Here is an 18,578-nt window from a genome sequence, read left to right on the forward strand (position 1 = left end):
GGACCGCCGCAAAAATCGCATATTGCGATGGGATTTGTCGTAACCACCATTGACGCTGGATGGAACGGACCTTCATCTTAGTGTCATCCCCCTTGGAACAGAAGAAGCTGATTCATGGCCTCGCGCGCATACAATATTCCAAATCTGTTGACCTATGGCCGGATTCTGGCCGTTCCGCTGATCGTTCTGTGCTTCTTCATCGAAGGAAAGCTGCAAAGCTCCGACTTCGCGCGATGGGCGGCGCTGGTCATCTTCGTGGTCGCCTCGATCACCGACTTTTTCGACGGCTATCTCGCGCGGATCTGGAACCAGACCTCGAATATCGGGCGCATGCTGGACCCGATCGCGGACAAGCTGCTGGTGGCGACCTGCCTGCTGCTGATGGCGGCCGATACGGAGAAGACCATCGCCGGCTGGTCGCTCTGGGCGGCAATCATCATCCTGTGCCGTGAAATTCTGGTCTCGGGCCTGCGCGAATACCTGGCCGAGCTGAAGGTTTCGGTTCCCGTGACGCGCATCGCGAAGTGGAAGACCACGGTGCAGATGCTCTCGCTTGCCTTCCTGCTGGCAGGCCCGGCAGGCGACAAGGTGCTGCCCTACACCACGCAGTTCGGCATCTTCCTGCTGTGGGTGGCCGCCCTTCTGACCATCTACACCGGCTACGACTACTTCCGCGCCGGCCTGAAGCACGTGGTAGACGACTGATGACGCGGCTCGTCTATTTTGCCTGGGTCCGCGAGCGCATCGGCAAGTCCGAGGAAGACCTCGATCTTCCGGCCTCCGTGGAAACGGTCGGCGATCTGCTGGCGCATCTGAGGACGCTCGGCGAGGAATACGAGGCGGCGCTGGAATTTCCCGATGCCATTCGCGTTGCCATCAACCAGGAGCATGCCGAGCGTCACGAGAGGATTGCCGGTGCCCGCGAAATCGGCCTTTTCCCGCCGATGACCGGAGGCTGATGCCCGTGCCGTCAATCCTGCGCCCTATCGTCTCCGTCCAGCGAGAGGACATCGATACCCGTGCCATCGTCCATGCGCTGACGGATGGGCGGACGGATGTCGGGGCGCTCGTGACCTTCACCGGCCTCTGCCGCGACGAGGCCGGGCGGCTCGAAGCCCTCGAGCTCGAGCATTATCCCGGCATGGCGGAGGCGGAGCTGACCCGGATCGGCGAAGAGGCCATCGGGCGCTTTGCGCTTCTCGGGCTCGCCATCGTCCACCGCTACGGGCGGATGGAGCCGAGCGACCAGATCGTTCTGGTGGCCGCAACCTCGTCGCACCGGCAGGCCGCCTTCGACGGCGCGAATTTCGTGATGGACTACCTCAAGACATCGGCCCCCTTCTGGAAGAAGGAACACGGGCGCGACGGCACCGAGGGCGGATGGGTGGCCGCACGCGATGCCGACGACACGGCCCGGCTTCGCTGGAAGCAGGACTGACCCCTCAGGGAATGACCCGCTCCCGGCGGCTGATCACCAGCACGAAGACGAGCAGCGAGAAGACGGCGAGATCGCGCCAGACGAAGGGCGCATAGGCCCCCCACAGGGTCTCGGCAAGTCCCAGCGCGGCAGCCCCTCCCGCGGATTTCAGCGGTTCGCCGTAACCGCCGACGGCGGCGATCAGCAGCACCTTCAGCCCGAACATGATCCCCGAGCCGAAATCCATGTTGCCGTAGTAGTTGGTGGCGATCATGCCCGTTGCAGCCGCGACCATCGTGGAGGCGACATAGGCGACGACGAAGACCTTCGGCGCATTCACGCCACACAGGCCCGCCGCCAGCGGATCTTCGGTGACGGCGCGCCAGTGTCGGCCGAAACGGGTGCGCGTGAGGATGTAGTGGCCGGTGGCCACGAGGATGGAGAACAGGCCCGTATTGAGGAGCTGCATGCCCGTGAGCTGCACCGCCCTGCCCCCTATGACGACAAGCGTCACCGGCTCGGCCAGAAGCGGCGGCAGCCAGAGATCTCTCGTATCCGATGCCAGGCGCGCCGTTTCCATCAGCACGATCAGCAGCCCGAGGGCCGCGACGATCACCGCATTGGGCGAAACGCGCACCAGGGGTCCCATGATGTGCCGTCCGGCGAAGAGCCCGATCCCCGAGGCATAGGCGAATGACACGCAGGCTCCGAAAGCGAGCGCGGCCGGCAGGATCAGCCGCAATTCGTTGAACCCCTGATCCACGAACAGCACATAGATCTGGCCACCGAAGGCAAAGAAGCCGCCATAGGCGATATCCGCACGCTTCGTGACGCCGAACGCGATCGAATAGCCAAAGGCCAGGGACGCATACAGTGCCCCCAGCGAGAGGCCCAGGACAAGCTGTTGGACGAGATATCCCATCACGGACTCCTTTTTGCGAGAATTATAACTGGCAAAATGCGTTTTACCAGTTATAATTCCACCATGAGCTTCACCTGGACACCCCATCGTTTCGTAGGTGGCGCGCTGGCATTCGACATCGCCAACAGCGTCATCCTCAGGCATTTGCCGGAACGCCGCCTCGACCGGCTGGCCGATCCCGCCAATCTTGCGGCCCTGCCGCAGGCGGCCTCTGCCCATTCGGCGGAGCGCGCGTCGTTCGGCGTACTCCATCCCCTTTCCCCCCAGGATGCACCGCAGCTCCTCGCGCTGCGGGAGGCGATCGACCGCTACTTCAGGGCCCGCGCGGAAGGCCGGGAGGACGATCGGCTTCTGGCGGATCTGCTGGAGGAAATTGCCGGCGCCATCCGCCGCGATCCGGCGAAGGGAGACCTGATCGCCTCGACGGCCCGCTCGGCGCTCATGCTGATTTCCAGTCCGGCTGCGGACCGGACAAAGGTGTGCGGGCATTGCGGCTGGCTCTTCATTGACCGATCGAAGAACCGCAGCCGCCTGTGGTGCGACATGGCCATATGCGGAAACCGGGAGAAGGCAAGCCGGCACTATGCCGCCAGACGCGGCAAGCCGGCCGGGGATGACACGGAGGAGAAACCATGAAGAAGATGATCCTGCTCGCAGCGCTCGCGGCACTGCCGCTCGCCGGCTGCCAGCGCAGCAACGAGAACGGGCCGACGGAGATTGCCGGCAAGCTGTTCATCTTCAACTACCGGCTTTCGACGGCGGTCTACGAGATCGCGCTGCGCAAGACGGGCACCATTCCCGAGGGCAGCACGGTGACGGCGGAATACGAGAACCCGGCGGGCGGCCCGCCCCTCGTTTCCACGATCAAGATCTTCCCATTCTGGGAAAGGATCCCGCTGGAGAGCCCGCCCCTGCGCTGCGTCATGAAGGACAAGCCCTATCGCGTGACCATCACCATCAACGGTCCGGACAAGGCGGAAATCCAGAAAATCGAGACCACCGTCATCTCCAGCCTGGACCAGTCGATCCTCGCGGCAAAGCCGCTGGTGACCGGTCCGGCCTATGACAAGAATCCTGATGTCTACAAGGCGGATGGCTCGGCCGATTATTCGCCGGATCAGACCTGCCCGGGGGCCGCAAAGGCATCCTGACCGGACAGCCGCCTCTTTTCATTATTTACGGATTGTCTTATATTGCGAACCGGACGGGCAAAGCCTGTTCTGGGGCGTAAGAACCCTATCCGACATCGGTGCGCAAAGCCCCTTCACGGGGAATGCGAACCCGTGCTTTAAAAGCACTCGCCTGCCTCTTTGGCCGGGGAGGTTGCTGCGCATGTCCAGGGCGAAAGCCTAAAGGCAGCGACGGCCGTTTGTTGGACGGTTTCTTAACTCCCCTGGCCGCCAGAGAGTTCGCTCTGGCGGCTCTCACCCCGGGGGACAAATCGATGAATTTCTACGATCTCTACGCCGTTTCGCCAGACTGGATAAAGCTGGCAGTCATGCTGGAATTTCCGGCTTTCGTTCTCGCCATCCTCTGGATTGCCGCCTGGTACCGTGTGAAGATGGCCATGGTGGGCGCCCGGCCAGCGCAGCCGCAACCGACCGAAGCCGGGGACGCGGGATAGTGCCGAAACGAAAAAACCGGCGCAGGATTGCGCCGGTTTTCCTTGGTTCTCGCGGATAGCGGCCGATCAGCCGACGATTTCGGTCTCGGCGAACCAGTAGGCGATCTCGATCTTGGCGGTTTCCGGAGCGTCGGAGCCGTGAACGGAGTTTTCGCCGATGGAGAGGGCGTGGGTCTTGCGGATGGTGCCTTCGGCAGCCTGGGCCGGGTTGGTGGCGCCCATGATCTCGCGGTTCTTGGCAATGGCGTTTTCACCTTCCAGAACCTGGACGACCGTCGGGCCGGAGGTCATGGTGTCGACGAGTTCGCCGAAGAAGGGGCGTTCCTTGTGAACGGCGTAGAAGCCTTCGGCTTCGCGGCGGCTCATCCAGACGCGCTTGGAAGCGACGACGCGCAGGCCGGCGTCTTCGAGCATCTTGGTGATCGCGCCCGTCAGGTTGCGCTTCGTTGCGTCCGGCTTGATCATCGAAAAGGTACGTTCAATCGCCATCGGAATTCATCCTCTTGGGTGGTGGGGAAAAGTGGGCGGTGTTTACCCGCCTCCCGGCCCGAAAACAAGGGGGGAGCCCGATTGTGACGGAAAATGACGGCGGCCCTAGCCTGCCCGCGCCCGCACCTTGCGCCCTGTCTCTTCGAAGAGATCCAGACAGCGCTCGAACCAGGCGGTCACGCCGTCTTCCGGGGCGAGCGGCCAGCGGGTCGAGACGATGCGGAGCCATTGCAGCGCACCGAAGACGATGTAATCGGCAAAGAGCGGTTCCTCTCCGCCGAGAAACGGCTGGCGCTTCACGAGGGCACGCAGCGGCTCCAGCCTGGCGTCGAAGGCAGCCACCTCGGCGGGACTGTTTGCCGCCATGCCTTCCAGCGTGTTTCCGAGCCGCGTTTCCCGGCTCTCGCGGAAATAGGGCTGGTCCTCGGGGTCCAGCAGCTCCCAGATCTCATGCACCGCGATCCGGCTGATCGCGGGGTGAATGACGCTCTGGGACCAGGCCTCCACGAAGCGTGAAAGGGCCCTGCCCCCGTCTCCGCCGAAGAGGCTTGGATGCTCGGGATAGGTTTCCTCGAGATATTCGGCGATCGCGAAACTGTCGGAGACGAGATGCCCGTCGTCGCGGAGCATCGGGACCGTCTTCGAAAAGCCGCCTTCGGTGCGGGCGATATCGGTGAAGCGGAGCGGCCGCTCCTCGAAATCCAGCCCCTTGTGCTTCAGCGCCATGACGGCCTTCCAGCAGTGCGGCGAGAAGGTGCAGGCGGGGTCGGCTCCGCGAAGGGTGTAAAGCGTGATGGTCACGTCGTTTCTCCTGATCTTTCCCGAGAGCGTGTGGAGAGAAAGCTTCGATCAGCAAAATGGATGCGTCCAATCAAAAGAATTGACGCCACCCATTCGCGGTCCTGTTCTATGGTCCGGGCATGACGGCAAGGGAGTGCAAGCGCGATGAGAGACCATTTCCGGATGTTCGCGGCCTATAACGGCTGGGCCAACAACCTGCTTTACCAAGCGGCCGCCGCGCTGACCCCGGAAGAACTGCGAACCGACAAGGGCGCCTTCTTCGGCCCGCTTCTCAACACGCTCAATCACATCATGGTCGCCGACAGGGTATGGCTTCACCGGCTGACGGGCGAAGGCATGTTGCCGACAGCGCTGGACCAGGTGCTCTACACGGATTTCGAGGCATTGCGGGACGCCCGCATCGCAGAGGACGCGCGCCTGGCCGCCTATGTGGAGGGACTGACGGAAGAGGCGCTCGACGAGAGCTTCACCTTTTCTCCCATCGGCAAGACCGACCGGATCACCCAGAAGCGTGGCGTCACGCTCTCGCATGTCTTCAACCACCAGACCCACCACCGGGGCCAGTGCCATGCGACGCTGACGGCGCTCGGAAAGCCTTCCCTCACGCTCGACCTCATCTATTTCCTCCGCTCGGAAGGCAAGGCGTGGCTCTGAGCCGCCCTTGCCATCGGCGACGGTTTCGGCCAAAACCGCGCGCATGATCGCGATATCTGACCTTTCCGCCCGCGTCGCCGGACGCCTTCTCATCGACCATGCCAGCGTGACCCTTCCATCGGGAACGAAGGCGGGGCTCGTGGGCAAGAACGGGGCTGGCAAATCCACCCTCTTCCGCATCATCACCGGCGAGTTCCCCTCCGAAAGCGGATCCGTCTCGCTGCCGCGCAACGCGCGCATCGGTCAGGTGGCACAGGAAGTGCCGGGCACCGAGGAGCCGCTGATCGAGATCGTGCTGAAGGCCGACAAGGAGCGTGCAGCCCTTCTTGCGGAAGCGGAGACGGCGACCGATCCCCATCGGATCGCCGAGATCCAGACCCGCCTTGCCGATATCGGCGCCCATGCGGCGGAAGCGCGCGCGGCCAGCATCCTCGCCGGCCTCGGCTTCGACCACGCGGCGCAGCAGCGTCCGGCATCGTCCTTTTCGGGCGGCTGGCGCATGCGCGTGGCGCTGGCGGCGGTGCTCTTTTCCGAGCCCGACCTGCTGCTTCTCGACGAGCCCACGAACTATCTCGACCTCGAAGGCACGCTCTGGCTCGAGGAGTACATCCGCCGCTATCCGCACACGGTCATGATCATCAGCCATGACCGCGATCTGCTGAACACCGCCGTCAATGCCATCGTGCATCTCGACAAGAAGAAGCTCACCTTCTATCGCGGCTCCTACGACCAGTTCGAGCGGCAGAAGGCGGAGGCCGACGAGCTGCAGAACAAGGCAGCCGCCAAGAACGAGGCGGCGCGCAAGCACCTGCAGAGCTTCATCGACCGCTTCAAGGCCAAGGCCACCAAGGCGCGGCAGGCGCAATCCCGCGTGAAGGCGCTGGAGCGCATGGGCACCATCTCGGCCGTGGTCGAGGATACGGTGCTCGGCTTCTCCTTCCCGGAACCCGAGCGGACGGCCGCCTCGCCGATCATCGCCATTCAGGGCGGCGCTGTCGGCTACGAGCCCGGCAACCCGATCCTGAAGCGCCTCAACCTGAGGATCGACACCGACGACCGCATTGCCCTGCTCGGCTCGAACGGCAACGGCAAGTCCACCTTTGCCAAGTTCATCTCGGGCCGGCTTCAGGCGGAATCGGGCGAGGTGAAGCTCGCGCCGCATCTGAAGATCGGCTTCTTCGCCCAGCACCAGCTCGACGACCTCATTCCCACCCAGAGCGCCGTGGAGCATGTGCGCAAGCGCATGGTGGACCAGCCGGAGGCGAAGGTACGCGCCCGCGTTGCCCAGATGGGCCTTGCGACGGAAAAGATGGACACGCCCGCCAAGGATCTTTCGGGGGGCGAGAAGGCGCGTCTTCTCATGGGCCTTGCCGCCTTCGATGCTCCGAACCTGCTCATCCTCGATGAACCGACCAACCATCTCGACATCGACAGCCGCCGTGCGCTGATCGAGGCGCTGAACGACTATTCCGGCGCCGTCATCCTGATCTCGCACGACCGCCACCTGATCGAGGCGACCGTCGACCGGCTCTGGCTGGTGAAGGACGGCACCGTGCAGGTCTTCGACGGAGATCTCGAGGATTATCGCGCGGAGATCGTCTCGACGCCGAAGAAGGACGAGGCGAAAAAGGCGACGGGCGAAGAAACCGTCAACAAGGCGGACCAGCGCAAGCAGGCCGCCGAAAAGCGCGCCGCCTTTGCGCCGCTCAAGAAAAAGATCAATGAACTCGAATCCTTGACGGCAAGACTGGAGAAACAGATTCAGGCACTTGATGCGGAACTTGCAGATCCGGCGCTCTACGAGAAGAGCCCGGCCAAGGCCGCCGCCAAGGCCAAGGAGCGCGCCGACGCAGCCGCCCGCCTGGCAACGGCCGAGGACGAGTGGCTGATGCTGTCGGCGGAATATGAAGAGGCGATGGCGGATTGATACCGGGGCGCTGGAAGCCCGCCGCTAGCGCCCGCCAAGCCAGCGATCCAGGACTTCCACCGCCTGGGCCGTGTTCTTCCGCCCGAAGCCGATGCGGAACCGGTCTTCCGGGACGGCGGCCAGCTCCGAGCGGTAGACGCTTGCCGGAAGGAGCAGCACGCCGGTTTCCTCGACAAGCCGTGCCGTGAACGCCTCCACGCCATCGCCACCGCGATAGCGGATGAAGCCGATGCAGCCGCCCTTTGGCACATGCCAGTCGAACAGGTCCCGGTGGCGGGCGAAAAACTCCTCCAGCACGGCCAGATTGGCTTCGGTGATGGACCGGATGCGGTCGGTGACATGATCCGCCGCCCTCAGCGCGATATCGGCGAGGAGCTCCGAAGGTCCCGCATTGCAGATCGACAGATAATGCTTGTAGCGCTCGCAGCGCTGAAGGAATTCGCGGTCGCGGCAGGCAAGCCAGCCGATGCGCAGGGCCGGCAGGCCGTAAGCCTTGGTCAGCACATTCAGCGATATGCCGCGCTCGTAGATGTCGGCCACCTGCGGCAGCCGGTCTTCCGGGCGACGCTCCATCCGGCGGTAGACCTCGTCGCTGAACAGCCAGATCCCATGCTCGCGGCACAGCGTCACCAGCGCATCGAGACTTTCGCGCGGGATGACATGGCCCGTCGGATTGTTCGGAAAGTTGATCGACAGAAGCCGCGTATTGGGCCGGATCGCCTCGCGCACGCGGTCCACATCCAGCTCCCAGTCGCGTTCCGGGTCGAGCGGCACGGCGGTCACCGGGCAGATGGAGAGCGCGATGGTTTCGGCGGACTGATAGCCCGGCGTCACGATGATCGCGTGGTCGGACGGCCCGAGCAGCACGCGGGCGGCGACATAGATCGGCTCCTCGGCGCCGGCAAAGCACAGGATGTCCTCGGGCTCCATGGTCTCGTAGGTGCCGGCAATCGTCCGGCGCAGGGCAGGCGCGCCCCAGGTTTCGGTATAGCCGAGGCTCATGTCACCGAAGGCCCGGCGATCCTCCTCGGTGCCGAGGGCCAGCAGTTCGTTCAGCGTCATGGTTTCCGGGTCCGAACCGGCCAGATTGAAGCGGGCCTTGAACTCCCAGCGGGAGAAATAGGTCTCGAGGGCAAAGTCGCGGAAGGGCGCGGCAAAGGCGGCACTGTTCGGGCGGGCGGACATTCATTCTCCCTTTTGCGTCATGCGGACGCGGCTCAGACGATTGTAAAGCTTGGCGCGTGACCAGCCGAAGACCTCCGCGACATATGGGGCCGCCTTGCGGAAGCCGAAGATGCCGTCGCGGTCGAGCCGGGCGAGCAAGGCATCCTCTCCTGCGGCATCCAGCCCGGAGAGCGCCACGTTGCGGTCCGCGAGGAAACGCCCGACCGTCTCGTTGACCGCCTCGCGCCAGTCGCCGGCAAAGAGCCCCTCCGGCCGTCCGCCCTGCGCGGGCACCGCGAGAAAGGCGGTGAGCAAACCGGCCATGCGGGCAAAGATCTCCACGTCGAGATTGATGCAGAGAAGGCCGATCGCCTCGCCCTCCCCGTCCCGGACGATCGAGGAGATGGAACGAAGCCGCCGGCCATCGGGATTGGTCTTTTCATAAGGCCCGATGACGTCGCCCGCCGCCGCCAGATCGCCCATATCCTCGAGCAGGGAGGGATCGCCCACCCGCCGCGGCGAGAGCGCATTTGCGATATGGACCACCCGCTCGCTCGCCAGGTCATGCAGCACGACCTCCGCATGGGGATGCAGCAGACGGGCGATGGCATCGCAAACCGGAAGGGAGGATTGGAGTTTCTTGCTGATCATGACTGACTTTTTATCCATATGAGACAATTTGTCAAACTCCAAAGCGAGATTCTGGTTCCACATTCTGGAACAGGTGTTCATTTTCCGGAAGAATCTCCGGACAAGCGGCCGCGAAGCCTTGCCGGTTCGGGGTCTGCTGGCTAAGAATGCCCGCGCTGTTTCAGAAGCCCGGAGGAACCATGTCGCCCATCAAACTTGCCATCGTCGGCGTCGGAAAGATCGTGCGCGACCAGCATCTCCCGGCCATTGCGGGCAACGGCAACTTCGAGCTGATCGCGACCGCGAGCCGCCATGGAACCGTGGACGGCGTACCGGCCTATTCCAGCATCGAGGCGATGCTCGAGGCGGTTCCGGCCATCGACGCGGTCTCGCTGTGCATGCCGCCGCAATACCGCTACGACGCGGCGCGCAAGGCGCTCGACGCCGGCAAGCACGTCTTCCTCGAAAAGCCGCCGGGCGCGACGCTCTCGGAAGTGCAGGATCTCATCCGCCTTGCCGACAGCAAGGGTCTCTCGCTCTTTGCCAGCTGGCATTCGCGCTATGCGCCGGCGGTCGAGGCAACCCGCGCCTTTCTCGCCGGGGCCGCGATCCGCTCCGTGGAGATCATCTGGAAGGAGGATGTTCGCCACTGGCACCCGAACCAGGAATGGATCTGGCAGGCTGGCGGCCTCGGTGTCTTCGATCCGGGCATCAACGCGCTCTCGATCATGACCCATATCCTGCCCAATCCGGTGTTCCTCACCGGAGCGGAACTCACCTTCCCGGAAAACCGCGACGCCCCGATCGCGGCCTCGCTTGCCTTCCGCGATCAGGCGGGCCTTGCCGTCAACGCCGAATTCGACTGGCGCCAGACGGGCAAGCAGACGTGGGACATCCGCGCCGAGACGGACAAGGGCCTCATGGTTCTGGAAAGCGGCGGATCGAAGCTGACGATCGACGGCAGGGAGCAGCTGAATGCGGCGGACGACGAGTATCCGAGCCTCTATCGCCGCTTCGCCGAAATCATTTCAGCCGGCAGGAGCGATACGGATCTCGCGCCGCTGACCCATGTGGCAGATGCCTTCATGCTGGGCAAGCGCCGCGTGACGGAGGCCTTCCACGATTGAGCCGATGGAGGCGGCAGCGCCGCCTCAGGCCTTCTTTTCCCACCGTCCCTGCGCGTTCTGCTGCCAGTAGGTGAGCTGGTGGCCGGCGGCCTTCAGCCGCTTCCATTCCCCCCGGGCATGCTCCACCTGATCGGGATCGAGGCCATCGAACAGGAAGACGAGACGCTGGTATGCGTCCACATTCTCCGCCGCAGCACCGCCGACGAGGAACCGCACATCGGCGCGGTTGCGGTTCTCGGGCGATGTCGTGAGAAGGACCGGCTGGGCCTCCGGGCTCGGCGCGGCTTCGGTTCCGTGCGGCAGGAAGCTGTCTTCCCGATAGGTCCACAGATGCTGGTCCAGCTTCTCCATCAGATCGGCATCGCGCATCTCCACGGCGACGCGCCACCCCCGCTCCAGGCTGCGCTCCAGAAGCGGTGGCAGCGTGTCTTCGAGACGCCGCTCCGTGTGATGATAGAAGAGGATTTCAGCCACCGTTTTCCTCACCCCTCGTAATGGTCGCGCACGAGACGGTCGAGCAGGCGCACGCCAAAGCCCGAGGCCCAGGACTGGCTGATCTCGCTCTTCGGCGAATCCATCGCGGTTCCGGCAACGTCGAGATGCGCCCAGGGCGTGTCGTTGACGAAACGCTTGAGGAACTGGGCCGCGGTAATCGCCCCGCCATTGCGGCCGCCCGTGTTCTTCATGTCCGCGAACTTGCTGTCGATGAGCTTGTCATAGGCCTTGCCGAGCGGCATCCGCCAGAGCTTCTCCTCGGTTGCCTGACCGGCGGCGAAAAGGCGTTCGGCCAGGGTATCGTCGTTGGAAAAGAGGCCGGCATGATCGGTCCCGAGTGCCACCATGATCGCGCCGGTCAGGGTCGCCAGATCGATCATCGCCTGCGGCTTGAAACGGTCCTGGCAATACCAGAGCGCATCGGCAAGCACGAGCCGGCCTTCGGCATCCGTATTGATGATCTCGATGGTCTGGCCCGACATCGACGTGACGATGTCGCCCGGACGCTGGGCATTGCCATCGGGCATGTTTTCGACAAGGCCGAGGATGCCGATCGCGTTCACCTTGGCCTTGCGCGCGGCGAGCGCATGCATCAGGCCGATCACGGCGGCAGCACCACCCATGTCGCCCTTCATTTCCTCCATGCCGGAGGCCGGCTTGATGGAGATGCCTCCGGTATCGAACACCACGCCCTTGCCGACGAAGGCCACGGGCTTCTGCTTTGCCTTGCCGCCCTTCCACTGCATGATCGCAAGGCGCGGCGGACGGGCAGAGCCTTGCGCCACCCCGAGGAGCGCGCCCATGCCGAGAGCGCCCATTTCCTTTTCGCTCAGCACTTCCACCTCGACGCCGAGCGCGGAAAGCGCTTCTGCGCGGGCGGCGAACTCGACCGGACCGAGCACGTTCGGCGGCTCGTTCACGAGATCGCGGGCGAGAATGACGCCGCCGGCGACGGCCTGCGCATCGGCATAGGCCCTGGCGGCGGCGGAAGCGGATGCGGTAACGAGGGTGACCTTTACGGTCTTCCTCTTCTTCTCGCTCTTGTCGCCCTCGCCGTCGCCGGCAGAACCCGCCTTGCCGGTCTTGTAGGTGTCGAAGCTGTAGGCGCGGAGCAGCATGCCGAGCGCGAATTCGGCCGCCTCCTCTGCCTCCGCCGCCCGTCCCGGCAGATCCAGGTAGATCACCGCCGTATCGGCCTTGCCGAGCTTGCCGGCGGCGCTGCCTCCAGCCTTGAGCCAGTCATGCCGTGCTAGATCGGCCTGCTTTCCAAGCCCCAGCACCACCAGCCGGTCGGCAGATGAACCATGCGGGGCCAGGACTTCGACGGAGGAGCCGCTCTTGCCCTTGAATTCTGCCGCACGCACGGCGCGCTCCAGCACGGCCGCAGGATCGGCATCGGCCACGCCGGATGGGCTGATCGCATCGGAAAAGGTGAGAAGAATGGCATCGCCGCCGGCGAGGCCTGCCTTTGGCGCAAAGGAAATGTCGAGGTCGAAGGCCATGGAATCCACTTTCGAAATCTGGCAAAAGATGCGCCGATCATCGATAAAAAACACGATGTTGCAAGCGCCGGTCCGGATAAATCCCACCCAATGCGGCGGCCGCGGCCCATTATCGTCATATTGATCGTGGACAGGTCTCAGCCGCTTCCCATGACCGGGGAAGCTCTGTAAGAAGGCGATGCATGAAAATCATCGAGAAATACATCCTTCAGCGGTCCGCCAAGATGGTGCTGGTTGCGCTGCTGCCGGTGCTCGCCATCATCTGGACGACGCAGGTGCTGGGTCGCGTCAATCTCGTGACCGATAACGGCCAGTCCATCGGCTCCTTCATGCTTCTCGCCTCCTGCATCGTGCCCATGGTGCTGCCGCTGGTCCTGCCATTCGCGACCGTCATCGGCGTTTCGCAGACGCTGACCACGATGAACACGGACTCGGAACTCACCGTGATCGAGGCCTCGGGTGCCGGGCGTTCGGTGATTTTCAAACCCGTGCTGGTCCTGGCAGCCGCCCTCAGCCTCCTGTCCTTCGTCGTCGACAACGGGGTGGAACCGAAGGTGCGCGTGACGTTCCGCGAACTGATTGCATCCGCCTATGCGGACCTGCTCTCCTCCGTGATCGAGGAGAAGAGCTTCCGGCAGCTCGACACCGACCTTTACATCCAGATCTCGCGCCGCCTTGCCGGCCGCACGCTCGAGGGGCTGTTCATCTCGGATACGCGCAATCCCGCCTTCCAGCTGATCTATTATGCCCGTGAAGGTGCGGTGGACGAGGCGGGTACCGCGCTCATCATGCGCGACGGCGAGGTGCACCGGAAGACGACGACGGGGGATGTTTCCGTGGTGCGTTTCGATTCCTACACCTTCGACCTCTCCAATTTTTCCCAGACCCGCGGCCAGGCGACGCTTCAGTCCACCGACCGGGATCTGCCCTTCCTGTGGAATCCCGATCCCAACGACGAGAAATTCCAGAAAAACCCGGGCGAGTTCCGTGCCGAACTCCACCGGCGCCTGACGGAATGGAGCTTCCCGCTGGTCTATGCGCTGATCGCGCTCGTGATCGCGGGTGACGCCCGCTCGCAGCGCGAGGCGCGGGTGCATCCGATGGTCACGGCGCTCGGCTTTGCCTTCCTTCTGCGCTGGGCCTCTTTCTACTTCAGCAACCAGGTGGAAACGGATGCGGCCTACATTCCGGCCATGTATGCCGTGCCGATCGTCGCGGTGGCGGTTACATCCTGGCTCCTCTTCCGGGGCCGGCGCCTGCAGGTCGCCGACAGACTGACGGCATCGGCGCGCGACCGGCTTCAGCCGCTGGTGACCAGGCTGACCGACGGCCAGAAGAACGGGCGGACCTGACATGCCCTGGACACTCAGCCGTTATTTCTTCCGCCGCCACGTGATGACCATCGTCTGGTTCGTCCTCGGCGTCGTGTCGCTGATCTTCCTGATCGACTTCAACGAGACATCGAACCAGATGTCCGGCCTTCCCGGCTACACGGTGTCCGGAGGGCTGCTGATGACGGCGCTTCGGCTGCCGCTGATCCTTCAGCAGACGGTGCCTTTCATCGTGCTGTTTGCCGGCATGACAACCCTGATCGCGCTGAACCGGAAGTACGAGCTCGTGGTCACGCGGGCGGCGGGCATCTCCGTCTGGCAGTTCATGGCTCCCTTCGTCGTCGCCTCCTTCCTCACGGGCATCGTCGCGGTGGGCGTGCTCAATCCCCTCGCCGCCTGGGGTCAGCGCACGGCGCTCACCGTCGAGAGCAAGTGGCAGGGAAAGAAGCCGCATGCCAAGAACGAGACGCCGCCGTGGATCCGCCAGATCTATGAAGACGACGATGCCATCATCGGCGCCGAGACGGTCATGGACGACGGCCTGCAGCTCTCCGGCGTCGTCGTGATCCACTTCTCGTCGGACGGCCGGATCATCCTGAGACAGGATGCCGCCTCGGCAAAATTGGAAGATGGTTACTGGTTGCTTAAGGACGTGAAGGAATCGCGGCCCGGCGAAATCCTCGTGGTGAAGCCCGAGGTGAAGATGCCGACGAACCTGAAACGCGAATTCGTGCGCGAACGGCTGACAAGCCCGGAAACCGTTGCTTTTTATGATCTTTCTAACAAAATCGAGGCCGCCCGCTCCTTCGGAATTTCCACCAAGGCGCTGGAAACGCAGTTCCACTCGCTGCTTTCGCTGCCGCTGCTGCTTGTCGCGATGACCCTCATTTCTGCAACAGTGACGCTTCGATTCAGCCGTTTTGCACAGCCGACCGCTGTGATTCTGGGTGGCATCGTTTCGGGCTTCGTGCTTTATGTGGTGACGGTGCTGGTTAAAGCATTTGGAAGCAGCGGCGTTGTGCCGCCCTTTATCGCGACATGGATCCCGGTATTCGTGGCGCTCGCGTTGGGCTCAACGATTCTGCTCCATCAGGAGGACGGCTAGTGGCGGCAAAAGACCGCAAATTGATCAGGACGCTCGCAACCGCCCTGCTTACGGGTACGGCTGCGATATCGTCCGCTTGCCTGGTTCCTTCTATCGCGACTGCGCAGGAACTGAAGGCGCCCGAAAGCGACGGCAAACTGCTGCTCGCTGCGGACGATCTCGTCTACAACAGGGATTTGAACAAGGTCACGGCGGTTGGCGCCGTGCAGATCAACTATGCCGGCTACAAGCTGGTCGCTCAGAAGGTCGAGTATGACCAGAAGAGCGGCCGCCTGACCGCGACCGGCAATATCGAACTGGTGGAGCCGTCGGGCAACCGCGTCTATGCGGATGCGATGGACGTCACCGACACCTTTGCCGACGGCTTCGTCAATTCGCTCCGCATCGAGACCCCGGACAATACCCGCCTCGTGGCCGAGAGCGCCGAACGCGTCGGCGACCGGGACATGATCCTGCACAACGGCGTCTACACCGCCTGCCTGCCCTGCGCGGAGAATCCGGAAAAGCCGCCGCTCTGGCAGGTGAAGGCACAGAAGGTGATCCAGAACGGCGAGACGCATACGATTCGCCTGGAGAACGCCCGCTTCGAGTTTCTCGGCCTGCCGCTTGTCTACCTGCCCTTCATCGAAGTGCCGGATCACACGGTCAAGCGGAAGTCCGGCTTCCTCTTCCCCACCATGCGGCTGAACGAGAATGTCGGCTTCGGCGTCACCGTACCCTATTACTACGTGATCTCCGGCAGCATGGATGCCACGCTGAGCCCGACCTATTTTTCCGAGCAGGGTCTCCTGCTCGAGGGCGAGTTCCGCCAGCGATTCGAAACCGGTTCGCATACCTTGCGCTTTGCCGGCATCGACCAGCGCGACCCCGGAACATTTACCGCCAACACGAGCGACGCGCTGGAAGACAAGCGCGGCATGGTTCAGTCCGTCGGCGCCTTCCGCATCAACCCGCGCTGGACCTTCGGCTGGGATGTTATGCTGCAGAGCGACAACAACTTCTCGCACACCTACGACATCACGGGCGCGAACGGTTCCGTTCACACCAACACGGCCTATCTTACCGGCCTTGGCCGGCGGAACTACTTCGACCTGCGCGCCTTCTATTTCGATGTGCAGGACGCGGATCCGGCAAGCAAGCGTGAAGACCGCCAGGCCAAGGTCTTCCCGACGCTAGACTACGATTACACCGCACCGCAGCCGATCGCCGGCGGCGAGCTGACCGTGAAGACCAACCTGACCCACATCAGCCGCACGCTCGACGATACCGTCGAGAATGGCAGCTTCGACCGCTTCCGCGGGCTTCCCGGCGAATATACGCGCCTGACATCGGAAGCCGTCTGGCAGCGCACGCTGACTGTTCCGGGCGGCCTGCTGCTGACGCCGATCCTGTCTGCGCGTGCCGACGGCATCAATGTCGACATGACATCGCCGAACGCCATCGATCCCGCGCGCTTCGGCTATGCGGGCGACTTCCACAACAACGACACGCTGGCCCGCGGCATGGTGACCGCCGGCCTCGAGGCGCGCTATCCGATCCTGATCTCGACCGCGAGCAGCTCGCACATCATCGAGCCGATCGGCCAGATTTTCGTCCGCCCGGACGAGCAGTATGCCGGCGGCCTGCCGAACGAGGATGCCCAGAGCTTCGTGTTCGACGGCACCAACCTGTTCGAGCGGGACAAGTTCTCCGGCTTCGACCGGATGGAGGGCGGGACCCGGGCCAATCTCGGCATCCGTTACACCGGCAGCTTCGACAATGGCTGGGGCCTCAACGGCGTGTTCGGCCAGTCCTATCACCTGGCGGGTCTGAACTCCTTTGCGACCGAGGATCTCGTCAATGCGGGCGCCGATTCCGGCCTGGAGGAAGATGTCTCCGATTTCGTGACCATGTTCGGCGTCGAAACACCCTTCGGCATTTCGCTCACCGGCAACATGCGTCTCGACAAGGACGATTTCTCGCCGGAGCGGACAGGTGCCACCCTCGCCTACAGCGGGGACTTCCTGACCTCCTCGGTGACCTACACCCACATCTCCTCGCAGCCGATCTATGCGGACTCGACGAGCACCGACGAGGTTCAGGGGTCGGCGACCGTGGCGATCAACGACAACTGGTCGGTCTTCGGCTCCGCCGCCTGGGACATGAACAACAACATCGTCAGCAAGCGTACCGCCGGCTTCTCCTATACCAACGAGTGCCTGGTGTTCACCCTGCTCTACTCCGACGATCGGGACGTTTCGAACACCAGCGGTGTCGACAGGAAGATCGGCGCCCGCCTGACCTTCCGCACGCTGGGCGACATCAATATCGGCGGCTGACGGCGAAGGAGATGCCGTGCGGGCCAGGCCGGCCCGCCGGGCAGGCCTTTGTTTGGTCATAAAAATTGTGCTATTCGGCCCGGAATGCGATCAAGGCGCAGGCCGGGCCGGTCTGCTGTGGAAAGGGACGAGGATCATGTTTGCGAAGACGGCATTGCGCGGTTTGCTTCTGGGAACGGCCATCCTGGCCATGTCTGCCGGACTGCCCGCGCTGACGGCACCGGCCCATGCTGCCTCCACAAGCGTTGCCATCACGGTCAACGGCACGGCGATCACCAATGGCGATATCGCGCATCGCGCCGCCTTCCTGCGCCTGCAGAAGCAGCGCGGCAACCTGACGGCGATGGCAAAGCAGCAACTGGTGGACGAAGAGCTGAAGCGCCGCGAAATCCTCCGGATGCAGGCATCCGTCAGCACCGAGGACGTGGATGCCGCCTTTGCACGCTTTGCCAAGAGCAACAAGCTGACGCCGGCACAGCTGACCAAGATCCTCGATCAGGCAGGTGTCACCGCACCGCATTTCAAATCCTACATCGCCGTGCAGATGAGCTGGCCGCGCGTGATGAGCGCCCGCTTCAACCCCGCGAAGTCGAATGGCGCCGATCTGGCGCAGCGTCTCGGCGGCAAGGAAAAGCCGGTGACGACGGAATATTTCCTCCAGCAGGTGGTCTTCGTCATTCCGGAATCGAAGCGCGGCAAGATCACCGGCAAGCGGAAGGCGGAAGCCGAGGCCTCCCGCAAGAATTTCCCGGGCTGCGACGGCTCCAAGGCCTTTGCCGCGACCATGCGCGACGTTTCGATCATCAACCTGGGGCGCGTTCTCCTGCCGGCCATGCCGCCGGAGTGGAAGCCGCTGATCGAGAAGGCCAAGGGCAACACCACCGGCACGCTGGTAACCCCGCGCGGCGTCGAATATCTGGCGATCTGCAAGCAGCGCCAGGTCAACGACGACTATGCCGCCGAAGTGGTGTTCCGTGCCGAGGACCTTGCGAAGCAGAAGGGCAAGGATCCGCGCGAAGAGCAGTTCCTCGAAGAGCTTCGCAAGAAGGCCCGCATCACCGGTCTGTGAGGG

General features: G+C 63.6%; 20 protein-coding genes. 13 read left to right on the forward strand and 7 right to left on the reverse strand.

Translation table 11 applies throughout. The annotated features are described in order from the left end of the window. Positions 1-114: 114 nt before the first annotated feature. The 3 genes from pgsA to GGR23_RS13530 are packed head-to-tail and all read left to right on the forward strand — an operon-like array spanning position 115 to position 1,438. Positions 115-705, forward strand: coding sequence for a CDP-diacylglycerol--glycerol-3-phosphate 3-phosphatidyltransferase (gene pgsA, locus GGR23_RS13520; RefSeq protein WP_183366828.1), 591 nt, complete (start codon positions 115-117; stop codon positions 703-705). Further along, positions 705-959, forward strand: a complete 255-nt coding sequence (moaD, locus tag GGR23_RS13525) for a molybdopterin converting factor subunit 1 (protein WP_183366829.1) — start codon at positions 705-707, stop codon at positions 957-959. Before pgsA ends, moaD begins: the two co-directional genes overlap by 1 nt. Next, positions 959-1,438 carry a molybdenum cofactor biosynthesis protein MoaE gene (locus GGR23_RS13530; RefSeq protein ID WP_183366830.1) on the forward strand — a complete coding sequence of 160 codons (480 nt, stop codon included), beginning with the start codon at positions 959-961 and terminating at the stop codon, positions 1,436-1,438. Before moaD ends, GGR23_RS13530 begins: the two co-directional genes overlap by 1 nt. 4 nt (positions 1,439-1,442) lie before the next feature. On the opposite strand, the gene GGR23_RS13535 is transcribed toward GGR23_RS13530, so the two are convergent. Then, on the reverse strand, positions 1,443-2,339 hold the full coding sequence (locus tag GGR23_RS13535) for a branched-chain amino acid ABC transporter permease (protein WP_183366831.1): 897 nt from the start codon (positions 2,337-2,339) through the stop codon (positions 1,443-1,445). A gap of 63 nt (positions 2,340-2,402) precedes the next feature. Between GGR23_RS13535 and GGR23_RS13540 the strand changes: the two genes are divergently transcribed. The 3 genes from GGR23_RS13540 to GGR23_RS13550 all read left to right on the forward strand — a co-directional run bounded on the left by GGR23_RS13540 (position 2,403) and on the right by GGR23_RS13550 (position 3,963). Beyond that, positions 2,403-2,975 (forward strand): CGNR zinc finger domain-containing protein, encoded by a 573-nt coding sequence (locus tag GGR23_RS13540; RefSeq protein ID WP_183367053.1) that lies wholly within the window; start codon positions 2,403-2,405, stop codon positions 2,973-2,975. Then, a complete protein-coding gene (locus GGR23_RS13545) occupies positions 2,972-3,490 on the forward strand; it encodes a hypothetical protein (RefSeq protein WP_183366832.1) in 519 nt (172 codons plus the stop codon). Before GGR23_RS13540 ends, GGR23_RS13545 begins: the two co-directional genes overlap by 4 nt. Before the next feature lie 293 nt (positions 3,491-3,783). Further along, positions 3,784-3,963 (forward strand): hypothetical protein, encoded by a 180-nt coding sequence (locus tag GGR23_RS13550; protein WP_183366833.1) that lies wholly within the window; start codon positions 3,784-3,786, stop codon positions 3,961-3,963. Between the two features lie 66 nt (positions 3,964-4,029). Here the strand turns inward: GGR23_RS13550 and ndk are convergent, their stop codons facing one another. Both ndk and GGR23_RS13560 read right to left on the reverse strand, forming a co-directional pair. Then, positions 4,030-4,452 (reverse strand): nucleoside-diphosphate kinase, encoded by a 423-nt coding sequence (gene ndk, locus GGR23_RS13555; protein ID WP_183366834.1) that lies wholly within the window; start codon positions 4,450-4,452, stop codon positions 4,030-4,032. A gap of 105 nt (positions 4,453-4,557) precedes the next feature. Further along, on the reverse strand, positions 4,558-5,253 hold the full coding sequence (locus GGR23_RS13560) for a glutathione S-transferase N-terminal domain-containing protein (protein ID WP_183366835.1): 696 nt from the start codon (positions 5,251-5,253) through the stop codon (positions 4,558-4,560). A gap of 144 nt (positions 5,254-5,397) precedes the next feature. On the opposite strand from GGR23_RS13560, the gene GGR23_RS13565 reads away from it, so the two are divergent. Both GGR23_RS13565 and GGR23_RS13570 read left to right on the forward strand, forming a co-directional pair. Beyond that, complete coding sequence (locus GGR23_RS13565) at positions 5,398-5,907, forward strand: DinB family protein (RefSeq protein ID WP_183366836.1); 510 nt, start codon at positions 5,398-5,400, stop codon at positions 5,905-5,907. A 43-nt stretch (positions 5,908-5,950) separates the two neighbouring features. Then, positions 5,951-7,834: an ABC-F family ATP-binding cassette domain-containing protein gene (locus GGR23_RS13570; protein WP_183366837.1), complete on the forward strand. Its 1,884-nt coding sequence runs from the start codon at positions 5,951-5,953 to the stop codon at positions 7,832-7,834. A 24-nt stretch (positions 7,835-7,858) separates the two neighbouring features. Here the strand turns inward: GGR23_RS13570 and GGR23_RS13575 are convergent, their stop codons facing one another. Both GGR23_RS13575 and GGR23_RS13580 read right to left on the reverse strand, forming a co-directional pair. Next, positions 7,859-9,019, reverse strand: a complete 1,161-nt coding sequence (locus tag GGR23_RS13575; RefSeq protein ID WP_183366838.1) for an aminotransferase class I/II-fold pyridoxal phosphate-dependent enzyme — start codon at positions 9,017-9,019, stop codon at positions 7,859-7,861. After that, the gene (locus GGR23_RS13580; RefSeq protein WP_183366839.1) at positions 9,020-9,649 is read right to left on the reverse strand and encodes a helix-turn-helix transcriptional regulator; all 630 of its coding nucleotides are present in this window, start codon (positions 9,647-9,649) and stop codon (positions 9,020-9,022) included. Between the two features lie 179 nt (positions 9,650-9,828). Between GGR23_RS13580 and GGR23_RS13585 the strand changes: the two genes are divergently transcribed. Then, positions 9,829-10,755, forward strand: a complete 927-nt coding sequence (locus GGR23_RS13585) for a Gfo/Idh/MocA family protein (protein WP_183366840.1) — start codon at positions 9,829-9,831, stop codon at positions 10,753-10,755. A gap of 24 nt (positions 10,756-10,779) precedes the next feature. On the opposite strand, the gene GGR23_RS13590 is transcribed toward GGR23_RS13585, so the two are convergent. Both GGR23_RS13590 and GGR23_RS13595 read right to left on the reverse strand, forming a co-directional pair. After that, positions 10,780-11,229, reverse strand: a complete 450-nt coding sequence (locus GGR23_RS13590) for a DNA polymerase III subunit chi (RefSeq protein WP_183366841.1) — start codon at positions 11,227-11,229, stop codon at positions 10,780-10,782. Between the two features lie 8 nt (positions 11,230-11,237). Next, positions 11,238-12,752 (reverse strand): leucyl aminopeptidase, encoded by a 1,515-nt coding sequence (locus GGR23_RS13595; RefSeq protein WP_183366842.1) that lies wholly within the window; start codon positions 12,750-12,752, stop codon positions 11,238-11,240. 182 nt (positions 12,753-12,934) lie between these two features. Here GGR23_RS13595 and GGR23_RS13600 point away from each other — a divergent pair, with 182 nt between their 5' ends. From GGR23_RS13600 to GGR23_RS13615, 4 genes are all read left to right on the forward strand, one after another. After that, entirely contained in the window at positions 12,935-14,104 is a 1,170-nt protein-coding gene (locus GGR23_RS13600) for an LptF/LptG family permease (protein ID WP_183366843.1), read from the forward strand. Position 14,105: 1 nt separating this feature from the next. Next, entirely contained in the window at positions 14,106-15,188 is a 1,083-nt protein-coding gene (gene lptG, locus GGR23_RS13605; protein WP_183366844.1) for an LPS export ABC transporter permease LptG, read from the forward strand. Then, entirely contained in the window at positions 15,188-17,506 is a 2,319-nt protein-coding gene (locus GGR23_RS13610; RefSeq protein ID WP_343066683.1) for an LPS-assembly protein LptD, read from the forward strand. Before lptG ends, GGR23_RS13610 begins: the two co-directional genes overlap by 1 nt. 136 nt (positions 17,507-17,642) lie before the next feature. Next, positions 17,643-18,575 carry a SurA N-terminal domain-containing protein gene (locus tag GGR23_RS13615; RefSeq protein ID WP_183366846.1) on the forward strand — a complete coding sequence of 311 codons (933 nt, stop codon included), beginning with the start codon at positions 17,643-17,645 and terminating at the stop codon, positions 18,573-18,575. The last annotated feature ends 3 nt before the right edge of the window (positions 18,576-18,578 follow it).

The sequence above is a fragment of the Gellertiella hungarica genome, assembly GCF_014197145.1.
Lineage (GTDB): Bacteria > Pseudomonadota > Alphaproteobacteria > Rhizobiales > Rhizobiaceae > Gellertiella > Gellertiella hungarica.